General features: G+C 46.0%; 17 protein-coding genes. 10 read left to right on the top strand and 7 right to left on the bottom strand.

All coding sequences use genetic code 11. The annotated features are described in order from the left end of the window. Positions 1-64: 64 nt before the first annotated feature. On the bottom strand, positions 65-628 hold the full coding sequence (locus KIO97_RS03965) for a cysteine hydrolase family protein (RefSeq protein WP_282252051.1): 564 nt from the start codon (positions 626-628) through the stop codon (positions 65-67). 309 nt (positions 629-937) lie between these two features. Here KIO97_RS03965 and KIO97_RS03960 point away from each other — a divergent pair, with 309 nt between their 5' ends. The 5 genes from KIO97_RS03960 (at position 938) to KIO97_RS03940 (ending at position 7,703) form a co-directional block, all read left to right on the top strand. Next, positions 938-1,687, top strand: a complete 750-nt coding sequence (locus KIO97_RS03960; protein ID WP_285381076.1) for an ABC transporter ATP-binding protein — start codon at positions 938-940, stop codon at positions 1,685-1,687. Continuing rightward, entirely contained in the window at positions 1,674-4,199 is a 2,526-nt protein-coding gene (locus KIO97_RS03955) for an ABC transporter permease (protein WP_285381360.1), read from the top strand. Before KIO97_RS03960 ends, KIO97_RS03955 begins: the two co-directional genes overlap by 14 nt. Next, positions 4,199-5,350 carry a lipocalin-like domain-containing protein gene (locus KIO97_RS03950; protein WP_285381075.1) on the top strand — a complete coding sequence of 384 codons (1,152 nt, stop codon included), beginning with the start codon at positions 4,199-4,201 and terminating at the stop codon, positions 5,348-5,350. Before KIO97_RS03955 ends, KIO97_RS03950 begins: the two co-directional genes overlap by 1 nt. Before the next feature lie 77 nt (positions 5,351-5,427). Then, on the top strand, positions 5,428-6,279 hold the full coding sequence (locus KIO97_RS03945) for a helix-turn-helix domain-containing protein (protein WP_285381073.1): 852 nt from the start codon (positions 5,428-5,430) through the stop codon (positions 6,277-6,279). Positions 6,280-6,365: 86 nt separating this feature from the next. Next, positions 6,366-7,703, top strand: coding sequence for an MATE family efflux transporter (locus KIO97_RS03940; protein ID WP_285381071.1), 1,338 nt, complete (start codon positions 6,366-6,368; stop codon positions 7,701-7,703). A gap of 62 nt (positions 7,704-7,765) precedes the next feature. Here KIO97_RS03940 and KIO97_RS03935 read toward each other — a convergent pair whose 3' ends face one another. After that, entirely contained in the window at positions 7,766-9,121 is a 1,356-nt protein-coding gene (locus KIO97_RS03935; RefSeq protein WP_285381069.1) for a sphingomyelin phosphodiesterase, read from the bottom strand. Positions 9,122-9,422: 301 nt separating this feature from the next. On the opposite strand from KIO97_RS03935, the gene KIO97_RS03930 reads away from it, so the two are divergent. Further along, the gene (locus tag KIO97_RS03930) at positions 9,423-9,689 is read left to right on the top strand and encodes a DUF2999 family protein (RefSeq protein ID WP_285381067.1); all 267 of its coding nucleotides are present in this window, start codon (positions 9,423-9,425) and stop codon (positions 9,687-9,689) included. A 342-nt stretch (positions 9,690-10,031) separates the two neighbouring features. After that, positions 10,032-11,129, top strand: a complete 1,098-nt coding sequence (locus KIO97_RS03925; protein ID WP_285381066.1) for a YdcF family protein — start codon at positions 10,032-10,034, stop codon at positions 11,127-11,129. Positions 11,130-11,182: 53 nt separating this feature from the next. On the opposite strand, the gene KIO97_RS03920 is transcribed toward KIO97_RS03925, so the two are convergent. From KIO97_RS03920 to KIO97_RS03910, 3 genes are all read right to left on the bottom strand, one after another. Next, entirely contained in the window at positions 11,183-11,410 is a 228-nt protein-coding gene (locus KIO97_RS03920) for a plasmid stabilization protein (RefSeq protein ID WP_285381065.1), read from the bottom strand. Between the two features lie 13 nt (positions 11,411-11,423). Continuing rightward, the gene (locus KIO97_RS03915; protein WP_005434233.1) at positions 11,424-11,666 is read right to left on the bottom strand and encodes a type II toxin-antitoxin system Phd/YefM family antitoxin; all 243 of its coding nucleotides are present in this window, start codon (positions 11,664-11,666) and stop codon (positions 11,424-11,426) included. Positions 11,667-11,930: 264 nt separating this feature from the next. After that, positions 11,931-12,353 carry an organic hydroperoxide resistance protein gene (locus KIO97_RS03910; RefSeq protein WP_005374640.1) on the bottom strand — a complete coding sequence of 141 codons (423 nt, stop codon included), beginning with the start codon at positions 12,351-12,353 and terminating at the stop codon, positions 11,931-11,933. Positions 12,354-12,490: 137 nt separating this feature from the next. Here KIO97_RS03910 and KIO97_RS03905 point away from each other — a divergent pair, with 137 nt between their 5' ends. The 3 genes from KIO97_RS03905 to ahpF all read left to right on the top strand — a co-directional run bounded on the left by KIO97_RS03905 (position 12,491) and on the right by ahpF (position 15,553). Beyond that, on the top strand, positions 12,491-12,949 hold the full coding sequence (locus tag KIO97_RS03905; protein ID WP_285381063.1) for a MarR family winged helix-turn-helix transcriptional regulator: 459 nt from the start codon (positions 12,491-12,493) through the stop codon (positions 12,947-12,949). Positions 12,950-13,254: 305 nt separating this feature from the next. Further along, positions 13,255-13,812, top strand: coding sequence for an alkyl hydroperoxide reductase subunit C (gene ahpC, locus KIO97_RS03900; RefSeq protein WP_005374632.1), 558 nt, complete (start codon positions 13,255-13,257; stop codon positions 13,810-13,812). Between the two features lie 172 nt (positions 13,813-13,984). Continuing rightward, positions 13,985-15,553, top strand: coding sequence for an alkyl hydroperoxide reductase subunit F (gene ahpF, locus KIO97_RS03895; RefSeq protein WP_005374617.1), 1,569 nt, complete (start codon positions 13,985-13,987; stop codon positions 15,551-15,553). Here the strand turns inward: ahpF and KIO97_RS03890 are convergent. Then, positions 15,550-15,717 (bottom strand): hypothetical protein, encoded by a 168-nt coding sequence (locus tag KIO97_RS03890; RefSeq protein WP_285381061.1) that lies wholly within the window; start codon positions 15,715-15,717, stop codon positions 15,550-15,552. The two genes, ahpF and KIO97_RS03890, sit on opposite strands and share 4 nt — an antisense overlap. 52 nt (positions 15,718-15,769) lie before the next feature. Then, the gene (locus KIO97_RS03885; protein ID WP_285381059.1) at positions 15,770-16,762 is read right to left on the bottom strand and encodes a hypothetical protein; all 993 of its coding nucleotides are present in this window, start codon (positions 16,760-16,762) and stop codon (positions 15,770-15,772) included. Between the last annotated feature and the right edge of the window lie 1,690 nt (positions 16,763-18,452).

The raw sequence follows: 18,452 nt of genomic DNA, 5'->3' as shown, positions 1-18,452 counted from the left end.
GCTTTTTTTTGTTCTTTTACTGAGATGTGTGTTGCGCCCCAATGTAAGCCGCCACGAACACCCGTTAGTTCGCTAACTCGAGCAGTTTTACTGAGCTGTCTACGTTGCAGTAGCCAAAGCTTAGCGCTGCCATAAATGCTGCATGCACTTGCTTGGCTGGTACTTTCACGCCATCAAATTCTAAGTCTAGCGTCGCACAAGCGTCGTGAGCGACGTGACATTCATACCCTAAATCTACGGCGGCACGTGAGACTGCATCAATACACATGTGGCTCATCGCTCCAACGATCACTAATCTCGTGACATCTGCATCATCAAGAATGGCTTTCAAATCCGTACCTCGAAAGCTGTTGATTTGATGCTTTAGCACCACAGCCTCACCTTCGATAGGTGCGACACTTGAGTGAATTTGCGCACCTTCAGAATTGGGTAAGAAGAACGGCGCTTCCTCTGTTGGAAACTCATGTCTTACGTGCACAACGGGTAACCCTTTTTGGCGAAATGCTTCAAGCAGTTGTGCTGCGTTCTCTGCCGCCTCTTCTGTGCCTGACAGTGGCCATTTTGCACCTGAGTAGCTTTGGTAGTAGTCGTTTTGAAAATCAATCAATAGCAATGCAGTTTTAGACATTCTTCTCTCTCTTTGTTTGGTCTGTGGCTGATGGGTGTATTGTGCCGATGATTCGCCGTACACACCCATGGCAAAAATGACATAAAACAAGCCAAAAACGACAAAGTAAGATTTAAGCCGATCTTATGCTTACAGTCAGAAGGAAAACTTATCTCCTTATCAATCCACTTAGCCAGCTATGCAGTACAAGTTATTAGGAAATCGATGTAAATCGCTGTTTTTATCTAATTGTTGTCTAAAGTTTTTATAGAACTTACTCAAATAGCCGCTGCCAAAAGAAACGACATCTTTTGATTGTAAGGAGAGGAAATGGAAAGCCCACTTGTCACACTCAAACACGCCAGCAAAAGCTTTGTCGATGGCAAAGAGACACATAGCGTGTTGGAAGGCGTCGACTTTACGTTGAACACAGCAGCGAGTGTCGCGCTGACGGGCGCAAGTGGTAGCGGCAAAAGTACCCTACTCAATGTCATCGCTGGCTTTGAGCCGCTTTCCGATGGTGAGTTGTGGTTAGATGGTGATAACACATCGGCTTGGAAAGACCCACAATGGAGCCGATTTCGACACCAAAAACTCGGTGTTATTTTTCAGCAATTCAATCTATTAACGCCACTCAACGTACAGCAAAACATCGCCTTCCCTTTGCATTTGAATCAACAGAAATGGAACGACTGGTGCGATTATTTGGTCGAGACTCTAGGCATCAGCCAACTTCTCGACAGACATGTTTCTGCCCTTTCCGGCGGTCAACAGCAACGAGTCGCTATCGCACGCGCATTGGCACACAAACCTAAGCTTCTACTCGCCGATGAACCCACAGGTAACCTTGACCAAAAAGCAGGGTTAGAAGTGATGAAACTGCTGAGTGAAATCACCACCCAAGGCAACACTGCCGTGCTGTTAGTCACCCACAGCCCTGACTGTGCCGAGTTTATGCAAACCCAATTACGTTTAAAAGAAGGGCGTTTAAAGGATGATCGCTTGGAGGATGGTCGTTTGCAAAACGGACTGACGCAAAATCAGGGCGATGTAAATGAGCAACATCATGAAGCAAGCTAAGCTCCTAAACACCAGATTCACGCATACTCGACTCGCCCTGAATCTGTTTGCAGCACATTATCGACAAGCGCCGCTGCAAGCCGCTGCGATTCTGATCGGTATCGTGTTGGCTGTAACCTTATTTGTTGCGGTGCAAGCCATCAACCTCAATGCCAAGCGCAGTTATGCTGAGTCTACCGAGCAGCTTAGCGCACAAGCTCAGAACTTAATTATTCCACCAGCAGGGCAAAACTATCTGCCCGAATCACTCTACTTCACCCTTAGACAGAACGGACTCAGTGCAGCACTACCGGTAATCGAAGGACGAGTGAGAGACGAACAAGGGCGTCGCTGGTCAGTACAAGGCAGCGAGTTGATTGCAGCTATCTCTTCGCGTTCTCGGTATTCTGCAAACGGAAAGTCACCAGAAAACCAACAGAACGTGTCTTTGTTCGACAGTGCTTTACCTTTACCTGAGCTTTTGGCTGGGAAGCCGATCGTAATGATGAGCCAATCGCAACATCAGAACTTAGGCGAAGTAGAAACACTGACTCTGGACAACATCCCAACTCAAGTGGTGGTATTGCCTGACGAATGGCAATTAGGCAGCCGAATGTTGATGGACATTGGCTTTGCCCAGCAACTGCTCAATAAACAAGGACAGCTCAGCTACATTGCGGTTTTCCATTCGGGTGATAAAGGGAATAAAGACACGCAAGCAAAATGGCAGAAGCTGATTGGCGAGCAAGGGCAATGGATTTCCAATAATCAAAGTACAGACCTTGGCTCACTGACCGACAGCTTTCACCTCAATCTCACCGCAATGAGCTTACTCGCCTTTTTAGTCGGGCTGTTCATTGCCTACAACGGCGTAAAATACAGTTTGCTGAAACGTAATCGTCTGTTAGTGCAAATTCAACAGGCGGGTGTTGCGCCGAGCATTGTGTTCTCTGCGCTGTTAGTTGAACTCACTATTCTCGTTACCATCGGCGCTTCCCTCGGTTTTGTATTAGGCATGCAACTTAGCCATTGGCTACATCCGACCGTAGCACTGACTTTAGAGCAACTTTATGGTGCGACACTGCTGCCCGGCACTTGGCAGTGGCAATGGTGGGCGCAAGCGCTGCTGCTCACGTTAGCCGCCACCTTATTAGCATGTTGGCAGCACTTTAAACAACGAGTGCGCCAGCCGCTCTCCTCTCATGGCGGATTTTATCAAGCACCGGAAGCCTCTAACGAAAACCAATTGTTCGTCATAGGTATTGCGTTGACGACTCTCGCGCTTGCAGGTTTGTGGCTGAGCGATCATCATCGCTTTACCATGGCGTGGCTCGGTGTGCTTGTGGTGTCGATTCCTCTATATCTACCCAAAACACTCAGCGTCTTAGCCAATTGGTGTGAAAAACGCACCACTTCCGGTTTGATGCAGTATCTGTTTGCTGAGTTGCGTGAGCTGATTTCTCCGCTTTCTCTCGCCATGATGGCACTGCTACTCGCCGTTACTGCCAATATGGGGATGAACACGCTAGTTGGCAGTTTTGAATCCACCCTAAAACAGTGGTTAGAACAAAGGTTACACGCCGATATTTACGTCAGCCCTGCGCAAGGAGAAATCGCTGATGTAGAGCGCGCGTTAGGGCAGTTAGACAAGGTTGAGACCGTCTACAAGCAATACTACGTCGACGATAATCTGCAAGGCTTACCGATTTTGCTTGGTACCAAAGACAAAGACACCTTAGAGCAAACCATGGTGTTCAAATCGCATTTGGAGAACTTCTGGTCCCGCTTTTACCAAGGTGAGCTGGTTGCCATCAGTGAACCAACCGCGGTCAAACTGGGTTTATCACTGGGTAGCGAGCTCACGCTTGATGCCGCTCCAAATAAGAACCTGCTTGTGGGTGCGATTTTCCATGATTATGGCTCACCCAATGGTGAAGTGTTATTGGCCCCCAAATTATGGCAAGAGAGTGGCTTTACCGACCTGCCAACAAGCCTTGGTATTAAAGTCTCGGGGGACCCACAAGTCGTATACGACCAACTGCGTGAGCAATTGAATCTGCATCCAAGTCAGCTCTACGATCAGGCGCAAATCAAATCCATCGCGTTGGATATATTCTCACAGACCTTCGCCATTACGCGCGCACTCAACGGCGTGACTTTGATGGTGGCGGTGATTGGTTTGTTCAGTGCTTGTTTCATGTTACTCGACGCGCGCAAAGCCGCAATTGCAAGGCTGTATGCCCTTGGTGTTAGTCGTCGTAAACTAATGACCATGGTGGTCGGACAGATCGTCGCTCTGGTCAGTTTTACTCTGGTTATCGCCTTGCCCCTCGGTGCCATGGTGGGATATGTGCTGACAGATATCGTCACCTTGCGTGCTTTTGGTTGGAGCTTAAATTACCTGTGGAATTGGAGTGACGCCCTTAGCATTGCGGCGATCACCATCTTGGTGGCAGTGATTGCAACCTTGATTCCGCTATGGCGATTGGTCAGTAAGCCTGTCGTGTCCAGTTTGCAAAGCGAGGTGTTGTGATGATTCGATTGGCAAGCAAACTTACTCTGCTCATAAGCAGCTTGATCCTATTTGGATGTGAAGATGCCCAACAAAAAAATATGAGCACACAAAATATGGGCACTTTGCTGGGCAGTGGAGATATGCAAAGCGAGATCAACCCATTCACACCCGTGGAAAAAGGGGTTGAACTCACCTTCCCTGCAGACCATCAAGCGCACCCGAATTTTCGTCATGAATGGTGGTACTTAACCGCCAACTTAATCGATGAAGACGGCAACCCACTTGGCGTTCAATGGACACAATTTCGCTTTGCTGCTGCGCCGCCGTCACCACCACCGCCACCGCCACCGCCAAGGGGCGAAGATGACGCGAAGAAAACCGAATGGCAAGCTCAGCAAATATACATGGCGCACAGCGCGGTAACCACAACCGACAAACACTATGCAGATGAAAAATGGTCACGCGAACAAGTATCTCTAGCCGGCGTCGATGACTCTCCATTTCGTGTTTACCTCGATGATTGGCAGTGGACCTCTTCAACCACCGATCTCTTCCCTGCCACGCTAACTGCCAATTCAGAACAGTTTGGCTACTCGCTCACTCTTACCAGCCACGCGCCTTATCAAAAGCAAGGCGAACAAGGTTACAGCACCAAAAGTGCCGATGGTCAGGTGGCTTCGTATTACTACAGCCAACCGTTTATTGATGTCTCCGGTGAAGTTACGATCGACGGCAAAACCCATCAAGTATCCGGCAAAGGTTGGATAGACCGAGAGTGGAGCTCGCAATTCTTACTCGACTCACAACAAGGCTGGGACTGGTTTGCCCTAAGATTGAGTGACAAGACTAGTTTGGTGGTGTTCCAATTGCGGGATTCCAAAACCGGACAAGCTAGTTACGCCAGCGCAAAGCTGATGCAGCAAGATGGTTCTGGCATCGCCATTTCTCAAAAAGACATTCGCTTAAAAGCAACCAAGCAAACAGAAATCCAAGGGCGAAAGTATCCAACCCAGTGGCAAGTGTCGATTCCAAATCAGCAAATTGAGCTTACCGTTTCTGCTCTCAACCCGAACGCGAAAATGCCGCTTTCTGTGCCTTATTGGGAAGGCCCAGTACGTATTGAGGGCTCTCATTCTGGGACTGGCTACATGGAACTCACTGGCTATTAGTCAAAATAAAAGCCGTGCACGATATAAGTCATTCGATTAATAATAAAGCCATGATCTCTACGAACGGTTGAAAATTCATGAGCAACATCACTCCGCCTATTCCAAAATTACAGCTCATTTTAGGAGAGCCGTTCAGAGCGCTGGAGTTTTCAGGCATACAAGAAGCACCGTTTATCGAGCCTCATCGTCACGAGTACTGGGAAATCGTGTGGTGTTTGGATAATAGCGGAACGCAGAGCATCGATTTCATCGAATACCAAAACCGCCGCGGCCGTTTATTTACCATTTCACCGGGGCAGGTTCACCGTTCTGAGTTTATGGGCAAAAGCGTTCGCATGTTGATCTTCAGCCCCGGCTTCGCTGAAACTAATCCACGCAGCACGCAACTGGTGAATACCGTATTTTCTACGATTGATCGTCCACCGTACCTTGATTGCAACGAAGAGGGTTTTCCCTACCTAGAATCGATTTACACATTGCTCCAAGAAGAATGCGAACGAGAGGCGTGCGACTGGGATCTTGTAGAATCACTCCTCAACAGCTTTCTACGCTATGCATTGCGCTTTTCTAAACAGCCATTCCAAAAAGGGGAGCAGAAAGATGCTCGCATTGTTCAATTGATCGAATTGATTGAACTGCATTATCGCGAACAAAAGAAATGCCAGTTCTACTCCGATGCCTTAGCGCTCACAAGCAAACGTCTAAACGAATTAGTGAAAGCCGACAGAGACAAGACGGTCACGCAACTGATTCATGACCGAATCATATTAGAAGCGAATCGAGAGCTGGTGTTTTCGACCAAAACCGTCAAGACCATAGCCTTTGAATTGGGCTTTGATGACCCTGCTTATTTCAGCCGCTTCTATCGAAAGCAAAAGGGCGAAACGCCTGCAGAATTTCGCCATCGATGTTCAGATAGTACAATATAAAGGGCGGATAATCCCTTTCATCCACGTTTAAATGTACCAATAATACCCGAAAATAAATTCATCACATTCGGGTATTTTTCTATTCCATGGCTATCAACCTAAACACTGATCCTATTTCAAAATCCTTTTATCAGTATCTATGGCCAGCGCTGACTGGCATGTTAATAAAATCCTTGTTCATAATGGGCGATACACTCATCGTCGGGATGGGCATCGGCTCCGAGGGAGTCGGGGCAATGGCATTAATTGTTGCGCCATTCTCCATTTTTACCGCCATTGCAATGATGGTTGGAATTGGTGGCGCCGCTAAAATGTCGATAGAAATTGGCAAAGGAAAATCCAGAGCCAGCCAAATCTGGTTTAGTCAATCAATCTTGCTCACAGCGCTGCTTTCGAGCATAACGGTTGGAGTTGGCATAGTCTGGCTAGATGAAATCATTACATCAATTGGAGCCACAGGCTCTATAGCGAAACATGCTCACGATTATATGTCTGCAATGCTACCTTTTTTCGTCGTCTACTCACTCGCTTGGGTTTTATCCTGCTTTGTACGCAACGATACAAACCCTAAACTGGCCACTTATGCCATGTCTTTTGGTGCGATAGCTAACCTAGCATGCGATTATTTTTTCATCATAAAAATGGACATGGGAATGGCAGGGGCAGCCTATGGAACGGCAGTCGCACAAACACTAATTGCATTAATTTTAATCACTCATCTCGCCAGAGAGAAAGGCACGTTGAGGCTTAATTTAAAAGGCATCGGATTAAGTAAAGCGAAAGAAATTTTAAGTATAGGTACACCGACTTTCTTTCTTGAACTCACATCAGCAATGACCATTATTTTGTTCAATTATGTCCTACTAAACCAGTTCGGTGAGGGCTACATTATCGCCTACGGTTTGACCACAAACGTTGGTATATTTGCCCTATTTGTCATGGTAGGCATCGCACAAGCATGTCAGCCAATCCTCAGCTTTAATCACGGAGCAGGACGACCTGAACGCATTGACGAGATTCTAAAACTGGGAGTGAAAGCAGCCATGGGCAGCGGTACGGTCTTTCTGTTAGGTATCTGGCTGTCGGCGCCACTGATTGCCTCGATTTACTTAGGTAATGCGAATGACTTAATCCCAATCGCCGCAAGCGCACTGACGTTCTACTTCTTCGGGGTACCTTTGATGGGGTTGAACATGGTGATAGCCAACCTGTTCCAAGCCATTGCCAAGCCAAAACAAGCGACGCTTATTTCCTTATGTCGAGGGTTTGTGTTTGTTGCGCTGGGTGTATTGCTACTGCCTAAGTTTTTCCCGCAAGACGGCATTTGGGCAAGCATTGTCTTTGCAGAAACGCTCACCGCGGTGATCAGTTTGAGCATGTTGCTAAACTACAAACGTAAAGCCCTTTTACCCGCCTATTCTTGATATTAAATAAATCGGGCCTACAGACTTGCTGTAGGCCCGAATGCATTGAGCAGAGCGCTTATTTAGTTACGTTCATCGAAAACAAAGTTGCCCACGACACTAAAGTGATCCGAGAGGTGCCACTCTCCCCACGTGTCTTCAGTGACTCGCTGTCTCAACTTAACGGTGTTGGTGTTTTCAAAAGCCCTGCGATGCTCAGAACTTACCAATACATAATCAAGGTACTCAGACTTTTCGCCACCAGAATAATTAGCCGATGCGTAAGCGTTGATCTTCGGCTCAAAGGTTGCTGGCGTGTAGCCCAAGTAAGCCGGAGAATCGACCTCAAGCGTTGCCAGCATCAGCAGGTACTCCATAAAGTCACTGTTTTTATCGATGTTGAAATCGCCAGCATAAATAACCGCCTCGTCAGCAGGAATCTGCTTGGTCAGCATAAAGGTTCGCAATAAGCCAAGTTGCAAGCGACGTAGCCGTTTTGCCTCTCGGGTATCAAAAGAGGCAAGGTGGGTGTTGAAGATATGGTATATCTCGCCGTTCTTATCGATTTTGGTGTATACAATCCCCTTATCCGCATAACAGTCTGTCCCTGAGCAATGATCAAAAACCAGAGCATCCGATTCTAAAATTGGGTATCGGCTCAAGGTCACCACACCACCATCGTACATTGCATTGCTATCGCCCCCAACCACGTCAGTTCGGTAAGGATACTCATCACTCAAAGCGTCAAACATCGGCTCTCTGTAGCTCGAAAATGCCTCTTGCAGCGCTAGCACATCGTAGCCAGACAGATTGTGCTCCATCATGGCTGCGCGGGCAGCGATGTCTGAAGAAACAGAAGGGATCATCCACAGATTATAAGTCGCGACTTGTAAGACATGCTCTCGATACTCCATGTCTGCAATGTCATGCTCGGCTATCACAAATTCAACGTCATCGAAACCAGAGGTATAAACGGCCTTTGCGCCAAACTCCGCATGACGACCATCGCCACGATTCACTTCCGTTACGTACGGATCATAGTCACCTTTCAGTACAAGCCTTTTATATCCGTAAGATAGCGTCGTGCCTGCACCATGCCCAACCAAACGAAGCTGTGCGATAGGTGTCTCTCTTTCTTCTACCCAGCCACCGTCTTGCCCATTTTGGCGATCTACATGCATGTAGTAGTCATAGGTCGCACCATTTACGATGCCGTAGTAACGGTTAAAGTCCGCCACCTTTACGCGTTCATATGGCAGGATAATGACTTGCTCGGAGGGCGCACGATACTGGTAACCATTTTCGACAGGCTCCGTGGTATCGACGACGAAATTCACACGTATTGCTTCACTAGTGCGGTTTATGTAATAAACAGAAGTAGCCAGTGCTTGGAACGTCATTGCCCACAACAAAGTGGCAATAGTCAATGTTCTCATCATTAATATTCCTTATTAGTTGTTACACATAGACTTACGAGTTCAAACTAAACCCAATATGCAACCAAGTGCAAAACAAAAGAAATAGAAATGTGCGATGTAATTTAATTGTGAATTAATTGTTATATTTATGTGATTTTCTTTCAGATTATGACCAGTTAATAACCCAATTAAAGCGATGCTCTCCTAAGTATCAGAAGCACGAAATATTGAGGGCCGCCAAATCCTCTCAATCACTACCATCCATAAACCCGACAGTGATAAACTCAGGTTCTATTTCATTCTGTGATTAAAAGGAAATGCGATGAACCCGATTATTGCGCTGCTAAAAGAGAACAACATCAGCGATGAGCAAATCAACGAGATTTTTCAGACTCTGACGCAAAGCCCTCTAGCGGCAATGGCAACAATCAGCCAACTAGGCTTGCCACAAGACAAGCTACAAATGCTGATGGCGCAAGTGATGCAAAACCCTGCGCTAATCAAAGAAGCGGTAGACGAATTGGGATTGGATTTCTCAAAGGTTGAAGAAGCAAAAGAGAAGCTTCAAAGCCAAAATCAAGGCAACTAAGCCTTTGCCATTTAGCGCTGAATATAGAAAAGGCCGTTAACCCGAGCATGTGGGTTAACGGCCTTTTTTGTTGGGATGACCTCCCACTCACGCGCTTACTCATTAAAACATCCCACTAACGCTGTTTATCTTTTAATCCAGAGACTTAGAACACAAATTAATACACCATCATTTTCGTGATCCTACTTCGCGTTTTGGCCACGCGCGTTCATTCGCTCGGCTGAGTTGGGATTCATTTCACAGATTATTCATGAACCGGACCTAGACTGGCCCCATCCATCGACTTTGTTCGAACTATAAAAACACGAAACACTAGGTAATACAGCACCTCTAGGATACCCCATGAAGAAGAACTTACTTGCCATTGCTCTTGGTAGCGTGATTGCGCTGACTGCTGCCCCATACTCTATCGCGGCTAACGATGCTGCCGTTCAATCTTCCGCAGACTACTCACAGATCGTCACTAAACGTCAGGTTGTCGACCAACTTCTCAACGACGCCGTACAGGCATTCAAATCCCCTGCGCGTATCTCGCATGCGGGTTTTACCGCCAAAATGCCGAGCAACATGGAGATTGTTACCGACCGCTTATTAGAAGCGTACAAACTTGAGCCGTACCGCACTGATCTACTGATTTCTGCAGCAAACGCGCAGATCTACAACAAGAATGCAGACCGCGCGATTGAACTGTTTGAACAAGCCCTTTCTGTTGCGCCAGACGATGTAGATTTGCACGCTTACTTAGCGGTATGGCAACGCTTTGAGGGCAACCAAGCAGAATCAGCGAAACACATGGCGACGCTCACTAAGCTCAATGCAGGTAAAGCCGCAGACATCCAACGCATCTTCGACACCGTTGACCGCGTACTTGCAACGCCACTAAAAGAGAAAGCCGACAAAGGCAAATTGGATGACAAAGGCGCAATCGTCACATTGGGATACGCGCTAAATCCAGATGGTTCGATGCACCAGATCTTGCTTGAGCGTTTGGAAACCACGCTAGCCATGGCGAAAGCAAACCCAGACGCGTTGATCGTGTTGACGGGTGGTGTACCGAAGAACCACAAAACCGAAGGCAAGTTAATGGCGGATTGGCTGATTGAAAAAGGCATCAGCAAAGATCGCATCATTGAAGAAAACTACGCCACCAGCACGGTAGGTAACGCTCTATTCAGCAGCTACGCATTGGCACGTCATAACATTAAACACGCGACCATCATCAGCTCAGCGAGCCACGTACGCCGTGGTCAAACCTTGTTTGAAATCGCAAGCTGGCAAACTGGACCACAAAACATCACTTTTGACACAGTGAGCTACCCAGACAAGCCACTGAAAGACTTAGCCAAAGCCAGCGATGGCGAACTGCTTGGTATCTACCGCGATGCACTGCGTACTTACGGCATGTGGAGCTACCGCTCTTACCCGCTAGAGTCGCGTTAATACACTAGAGATAGAAAGCAAAAGAGACCGCGTTAATGCGGTCTCTCATAGAATCATTTGAACATGATGCAGTGGTCAATCAATGCGTTTTGTAGGTTTTGTTTGTCACTCAGAATCACTAGAGCATAGATAGTATTTTTGTCACCAATTCGGTAAAGCAGCTTGAATCCATCAAAGCTAAATTGCCGGATGTCGTACACACCGATTGTTGTCAGTTCATAACAAGGGGGATAGATAGACGTATTTTCAAAGGTTTGTGTATAGAGAACTTTTGCTTCCATGCTCGTATCAAACTCAATCTTTGAGTGCTGCTAACGTGCTCTTCATATCTTCTGATGACTTTACACGTTCATTCGCAACATCATTTTGAGCAAAGCTAACAAACTTCATTAAAGCAATGGCTTCATCACGCTTCTGACGTTCTTCATAAGACTCAACGACATAAACAGGCTTACCATTTTGCGTAATCGTCATTGGTTCATCCAGTTCAAGCTTCGCAGCATTCTTTTTTAGATAACTTACCGTTTCAGTGCTCATCACATGACTCCTATCGGCAACCTCGCTGGTGTAACAACAAGCGAAACCAGCCGAGCTATACTGCAGGTTTGACCGAAATATTTGAATCAATAGAAAGTGCTAATCACACTCTATTTTTCGTGTAGATTTTGACCTAATCTTGCCAACTATACCTGTGCATTTCGAACAAACTAAATTAAGTTTAAATTTAGACTCCTACTTCAAATATAGAAAAAGCCTGCGTACTTGCAGGCTTTCTTGTCTTTGTGCAGTGGTTGAAACCGCTTAAATTGCTTCGCCGTTTACCGTTACTGCCACATCAATGTTGCCACGAACTGCGTTTGAATATGGGCAAACTTGGTGTGCAATGCGCGTTAGCTCTAGCGCTTGTTCTTGTGGCATGTCTAGCTCTACCGCTAGGCTCACTGTTAGTGCAAAGCCGCCGTTATCGTTCGGACCGATGCCCACTTCTGCCGTTACAGGAGCGCTTTTCAGGTTTACTTTACCTTCACGTGCTACGTGCAAAATCGCGTTAGAAAAACACGCTGAATAGCCCGCTGCAAAAAGCTGTTCTGGGTTAGTTGCTGCGCCTGTGCCACCCATTTCCTTCGGGTATGACAGCTCTAGATCGAGAAGACCGTCATCAGTTTTTACTTGACCATTACGACCAGCCAAAGCGGTAGCTTGAGTTTTGTATAGAGTAGTCATGCGAGTGTCCTTCCTAATTTAAGTTGTGCACAATTTAATTGCTTGCAATCTTATATCGAAGTAAAGATCGTTTGCAACTATATTGTGCACAATTTATTTTATAACTCTCTTTCTCTGTGATCAGGTAGGCAACGCCAATGAGCCAGTGTTACACCGACAACACCATGACCGACGACGATAAACTCTTACTCGAAAACCAAGTTTGCTTCCCGCTCTACAGCGCAGCAAATGCAGTGATCCGAGCTTACCGCCCGTTGCTGGACGAGCTTGATCTGACTTATTCGCAGTACTTAGTGATGATGGTGCTGTGGGAGAAAGACGGTACCAGCGTGAAAGAGTTGGGATCACAACTGCATTTGGACTCAGGCACACTCACACCGCTGCTTAAACGTTTAGAAGCAAAAGGCTATGTAGAGCGTGGTCGCAGTGAAACCGATGAGCGCGTTCGCGTACTCAATCTAACAGAGCAAGGTCGTGCCCTTAAGGAGCAAGCCAAGTCAGTACCAAACGCCATGATGTGTAAAATCACCTTAGAGCTGGATGAAATGATCATGCTGAAGAAGTTGTGCGGCAAAGTGCTCGACAATCTGGGCTAACAAGATAGAAGCATCCGCTTCACCACTTCCTATTAGAAAGAGCCTGCCGAGATGCAGGCTCTTTCGATCTTATTCAGACGATCCACTTAAGGTCATCATCGGTATTCTCTATTGCTAATCCGCCTTCATCTTCAATAAAACCTATCAAAGCAAACTCACTTACATCGGATTTCCCTATCAAGTGAAATAGGAAATGGCTATCAATAGGATAGTTACAAGCGATTTTCCTTAAACACACTCCGATGAGAATATACTTTCCGAAAGCAACAACAGCTCAGCTTAAAACATTCAAAGGAAAGTAAATTATGATTAATACTCAAATCAAACCATTTGCAGCTACAGCGTACAAAAACGGCGAATTCGTTGAAGTAACAGAACAAGACGTTCTAGGTAAATGGGCAGTATTCTTCTTCTACCCAGCAGACTTTACGTTTGTATGTCCAACAGAACTGGGCGACCTAGCAGACCACTACGAAGAGCTACAAAAACGTGGCGTAGAAGTTTACTCAGTATCAACTGACACACACTTCACTCACAAAGCATGGCACGACAGCTCAGACACAATCGGTAAGATTCAGTACTACATGCTTGGCGACCAAACAGGCAACATCACAAACAACTTCGGTGTGATGCGTGAAGGTCAAGGTCTTGCAGACCGTGCAACGTTCCTAATCGACCCAGAAGGTACTATCCAAGCAATGGAAATCACTGCTGAAGGTATCGGTCGTGACGCAGAAGACCTACTACGCAAAGTGAAAGCAGCTCAATACGTAGCAGCGCACCCAGGCGAAGTTTGCCCAGCTAAATGGAAAGAAGGTGAAGAGACACTAGCTCCATCACTAGACCTAGTTGGCAAAATCTAAGCCACTGAAATTTAAGTTCTAATCAGTTCCCGATTTCCTTTTTCTGATTAGAACTGAATTAGAGAGCACTTCAGGTTAGATACCTTGACGACCTTCTGCCTGATTTGCTCTCTCCCCCTCAGGTTTTATCTACAGTAACCACTTTTTAGTTTTAATTAAGGTAGTAACAACTATGTTAGACCAAGCGATCCAACAACAACTCAAACAATATCTGGCTAATGTAAAAGAAGAAGTTCGTTTAGTGGTTAGTCTAGATGAAAGCAAAGCATCGAATGACATTTTGTCTCTAGCGAACCAAATCGCAGAGATGAGCGACCTAATCACCGTTGAACGTGACGACAACGCAAGCGCACGGAAACCAGTGATGGCGGTAACTAACCCAGCAAAAGGCACTGCACTACGCTTTGCAGGCTTGCCAATGGGTCACGAATTTACCTCTCTAGTATTGGCACTGCTTCATTCTGGCGGTCACCCAATCAAACTAGAACCAGAAGTGATTGAGCAAATCGCAGCACTAGACAAAGATCTAGACGTAGAAATCTTCATTTCGTTGTCGTGTCAAAACTGTCCGGACGTGGTTCAAGCGTTCAACATGATGGCGGCGATCAACCCGAAAGTAAAAGCAACCATGATCGACGGTGGTTTGTTCCAAGATGAAGTGAAACAACGCGACATCATGGCAGTACCAAGTGTATTCGTGAACGGTGAGCTATTCGGTCAAGGTCGTATGTCTCTGACTGAAATCCTAAACAAAGTGGATGACGGCGCGAGCGAGAAAGCGGCGAAAGCACTGAGCGAAAAAGACCCATACGACGTACTTGTTGTCGGCGGAGGCCCTGGTGGTAGCGCAGCTGCTCTATACGCCGCTCGTAAAGGTATTCGTACTGGCGTGGTTGCTAAGCGTTTTGGTGGTCAGGTTATGGACACCATGGCAATTGAGAACTTCATTTCGGTAAAACGTACTGAAGGTCCAAAACTGGCAACTGACCTAGCAGAACACCTAAAAGAATACGACGTAGACGTAGTAACTGAGCAACAAGCTGAGAAGCTAATGGGCGCAGCACACACAGAAGATGGTTTGATTCACATCCAACTTGAAAGCGGCGCAACGCTGAAGAGTAAGAGTGTCATCCTAAGCCCTGGTGCCCGCTGGCGTGAAATGAACGTTCCGGGTGAGCAAGAGTACCGCAACAAAGGTGTCGCGTACTGCCCACACTGTGACGGTCCACTGTTCAAAGGCAAGAAAACCGCAGTTATCGGTGGTGGTAACTCAGGCATCGAAGCCGCTATCGACCTTGCTGGTATCGTAGAACACGTAACGGTTCTTGAATTTGCCGATGTACTTCGCGCTGACCAAGTGCTTATCGACAAAGCGAACTCACTACCAAACGTAGACATCATCACGATGGCGCAAACAACAGAAGTAGTGGGCGACGGTACTCGCGTAACAAGCTTGAAGTACAAAGACCGCAACACAGATGAAATCAAAGAGATTGAACTGTCAGGTATCTTTGTTCAAATCGGCCTAGTACCAAACACAGAATGGCTAAAAGATTCAGAAGTAGCCCTATCTGAGCGTGGCGAGATTGAAGTCGGTAGCCGTGGCGATACTAGCCTAGAAGGTGTGTTTGCAGCCGGTGACGCAACAACCGTTCCTTACAAACAGATCATCATTGCGATGGGTGAAGGTGCAAAAGCAAGCTTAGGCGCATTTGACTACCTGATCCGTAAGCAAGGTTAATCTCCAATTTCTTGAGCACAAAGCGCACGGTGCTGTGTTTTCTTCCCCGGAAAACCAATCTGGGCACCGTGACAGCGATGAGTAACAAGAAATAAAATCAAAAAACCTAGAAGCCCAAAGACTTTGCCAGCAGGTACTAACTGCTGGCTTTTTTGGTTAATCATTCTGTACTAGATAATCATTAACCAAAACTCACCGAGTACACAATGTTAATAATCAAAGATGTCGCTGGTCATAAGGCTTGTGTGAAAATCGTTTGAAATCGAGTGTATGTGAATTCTTTTTCATTAAATGTTTCACCACTTCAAACCATTCCAAATGTAACGAGAACAATCTTTTTTCATGATCCACAATATCAACCCCATATTGCAAACCTTCAAAGTTTGACTCTATTTCTTTACGCTTTTGGTGAATAAGACTTTCACTTTCCTCAACACAAGTTGCTACTAAGGCCCTACTACGCATATGCATTTCGGAGATCGCATTGATATATCCGTCCATAACTTTATGCAAATCTATCTGGTCACAATACCCTTCTAATTTTTTCTTCTTGACCCCACCTTCAATCAAAACTTGCTTGTCTAACGGAACATGGAAAACAGCTAAAGAATTACGAGTTTCTGGGTCATAGTTAACCCCTGAGACAAAGTTCTTAACTGGGAGCGACGCGTGCTGAACAAAGTTACGAAGTTCACAACCTAAAGCATAATCCTTATTCAGTTCTAAAATGGCTGAACGTTGAGACGCAACTTCATCAAGATCGGTATCTTTGTTTGTAACACCGTGAACAAAGCAACTGACGCTTTTGATTTTATGATCTTTGCCCTTATTCTCACGATAATGGCGATCAAGATATAACTTACTAAGATTTAAGGTATTAAAGAAAAGACGATTTAACTTGCTTCTTTTATTGTGACCTTTGATGTAATCGTTATTAATCCCATCAGCAAGAGAGCGGATACTCATTTCGTACATTGCAGATTTTGCATCAACATAAGACTCTATCACTTGGTCATACAGCTCTTCGTGATTTAGCACTTTGACTAAACGCTCTCTAGCTATCTTTAACTCATAAAATTCCTCTTCTTTTAGATCAGTGGTATGAGTTAGAAACTTCCCTTCGCTTCGAGTACAAAATTGTATCGCTTTCAACATACAAACCTTTATCAACCAATCGGACTCATCAGATAAAAACAGATTACCTGACAAAGAAAAACGCTTTATAACAATAATTTGAAGTTAAAATACATCATTTCCCGACGTTAAAATAGTTGATATAAAACCTAACACTTACACATACCTCTAGAAGCTCCTGCGCAATCGCTTAGACTTCTTCTGAATGACGGTCGGAAGACGCTGTTCTCACAGCAGCAAAGAACAGCTCTCCCCCTTAATAACCACATTCAAATGCTTGGCAAATCAAGTCTAGAAAAAGGGGTAGTTGGAGGGGGTTGCAAGCACCTTACCCAACGTTAAGCCTCAAGCCACCAACCCCACCTAACCTCCCCTTGTATCAAACTCCGAAGATCTCAAAACACCGAGTTCAAAGGGGAGGAACTGGCCCTGCAATCGCGGAAAGTTCAATTCACAATGCAACATCACAACGCGCTGAAAGTAGATTCTGAATACTCGCTTAGGCTCCTTCAGAATGACGCTGTTCGTTTAGCTCTCTCTTTCCGTCATTCCCGCGAACCTAGGTGAGACTGGGAATCTACTCACCACAAACTCGATCGAAAATGATTCGCAAGAACACGAACAAACAAAAGGTGGAAGAAGGTTGCAAGCACCTAACCCAGCATTCAACCTCAAACTACCAACCCCACCTAACCTCCCCTTGTATCAAACTCCGAAGGTCTCAACACAACGAGTTCAAAGGGGAGGGACTGGTTTCGTGTTCGCAGATAGTTCAGTTCACAATGCCAGCATCACAACGCGCTGAAAGCAGATTCTGAATAATCGCTTAGGCTCCTTCAGAATGACGGTGGGAAACACTGAGCTCACAGCAGCAAAGAACACTCTCCCCCTTGATAACCACATTCAAATGCTTGGTAAACTATGCCGAGAAAAGGGGGGAGTTGGAGGGGGTTGTAAGCACCTTACCCAGCATCAACCTCAAAACACCAACCCCACCTAACCTCCCCTTGTATCAAACTCCGAAGCTCTCAAAGCAACGAGCTCAAAGGGGAGGAACGGGTTCTGCACTCACGGATAATTCAATTCACACGTTAAGCATCACAATACGCTGAAAGTAGATTCTGAATACTCGCTTAGGCTCCTTCAGAATGACGCTATTCGTTTCACGTTCTCTCCCCGTCATTCCCGCGAACCTAGGTGAGACTGGGAATCTACTCACCACAAACCCTATCGAAAATGATTAGCAAGAACACGAACAAACAAAAGGTGAAAAAAGGTTGTAAGCATTAACCCAACATTCAGCTTCAAACCAACAACCCCACCTAACCTCCCCTTGTATCAAACTCCAAAGCTCTCAAAGCAACGAGTTCAAAGGGGAGGAACTGGTTCCGTATTCGCGGATAATTCAATTCACACTGTCAGCATCACAACGCGCTGAAAGTAGATTCTGAATACTCGCTTAAGCTCCTTCAGAATGACGTTGTTCGTTTGGCGTTCTCTCCGTGTCATTCCCGCGAACCTAGGTGAGACTGGGAATCTACTCACCACAAGCTCGATCCAAATCATTAGCCAAAGCGCGAACAAACAAAAGGTAGAAGAAGATTGCAAGCACATAACCCTACATTCAGCCTCAAACCAGCAACCCCACCTAACCTCCCCTTGTATCAAACTCCGAAGCTCTCAACACAACGAGCTCAAAGGGGAGGAACGGGTTCTGCACTCACGGATAATTTAATTCACACTGTCTGTAGTGGCATAGTGAATT

The organism is Vibrio sp. B181a, from assembly GCF_030248375.1.
Lineage (GTDB): Bacteria > Pseudomonadota > Gammaproteobacteria > Enterobacterales > Vibrionaceae > Vibrio > Vibrio campbellii.
The sequence above is the reverse complement of the archived record's forward strand: the minus strand, read 5'-3'. Positions and strand labels throughout refer to the sequence as shown.

Excerpts from the sequence above, each read along its gene's own strand:
- KIO97_RS03965 (WP_282252051.1), bottom strand. The coding sequence starts at position 628 with ATGTCTAAAACTGCATTGCTATTGATTGATTTTCAAAACGACTACTAC.
- KIO97_RS03960 (WP_285381076.1), top strand. The coding sequence starts at position 938 with ATGGAAAGCCCACTTGTCACACTCAAACACGCCAGCAAAAGCTTTGTC.
- KIO97_RS03955 (WP_285381360.1), top strand. The coding sequence starts at position 1,674 with ATGAAGCAAGCTAAGCTCCTAAACACCAGATTCACGCATACTCGACTC.
- KIO97_RS03950 (WP_285381075.1), top strand. The coding sequence starts at position 4,199 with ATGATTCGATTGGCAAGCAAACTTACTCTGCTCATAAGCAGCTTGATC.
- KIO97_RS03945 (WP_285381073.1), top strand. The coding sequence starts at position 5,428 with ATGAGCAACATCACTCCGCCTATTCCAAAATTACAGCTCATTTTAGGA.
- KIO97_RS03940 (WP_285381071.1), top strand. The coding sequence starts at position 6,366 with ATGGCTATCAACCTAAACACTGATCCTATTTCAAAATCCTTTTATCAG.
- KIO97_RS03935 (WP_285381069.1), bottom strand. The coding sequence starts at position 9,121 with ATGATGAGAACATTGACTATTGCCACTTTGTTGTGGGCAATGACGTTC.
- KIO97_RS03930 (WP_285381067.1), top strand. The coding sequence starts at position 9,423 with ATGAACCCGATTATTGCGCTGCTAAAAGAGAACAACATCAGCGATGAG.
- KIO97_RS03925 (WP_285381066.1), top strand. The coding sequence starts at position 10,032 with ATGAAGAAGAACTTACTTGCCATTGCTCTTGGTAGCGTGATTGCGCTG.
- KIO97_RS03920 (WP_285381065.1), bottom strand. The coding sequence starts at position 11,410 with ATGGAAGCAAAAGTTCTCTATACACAAACCTTTGAAAATACGTCTATC.
- KIO97_RS03915 (WP_005434233.1), bottom strand. The coding sequence starts at position 11,666 with ATGAGCACTGAAACGGTAAGTTATCTAAAAAAGAATGCTGCGAAGCTT.
- KIO97_RS03910 (WP_005374640.1), bottom strand. The coding sequence starts at position 12,353 with ATGACTACTCTATACAAAACTCAAGCTACCGCTTTGGCTGGTCGTAAT.
- KIO97_RS03905 (WP_285381063.1), top strand. The coding sequence starts at position 12,491 with ATGAGCCAGTGTTACACCGACAACACCATGACCGACGACGATAAACTC.
- ahpC (WP_005374632.1), top strand. The coding sequence starts at position 13,255 with ATGATTAATACTCAAATCAAACCATTTGCAGCTACAGCGTACAAAAAC.
- ahpF (WP_005374617.1), top strand. The coding sequence starts at position 13,985 with ATGTTAGACCAAGCGATCCAACAACAACTCAAACAATATCTGGCTAAT.
- KIO97_RS03890 (WP_285381061.1), bottom strand. The coding sequence starts at position 15,717 with ATGATTAACCAAAAAAGCCAGCAGTTAGTACCTGCTGGCAAAGTCTTT.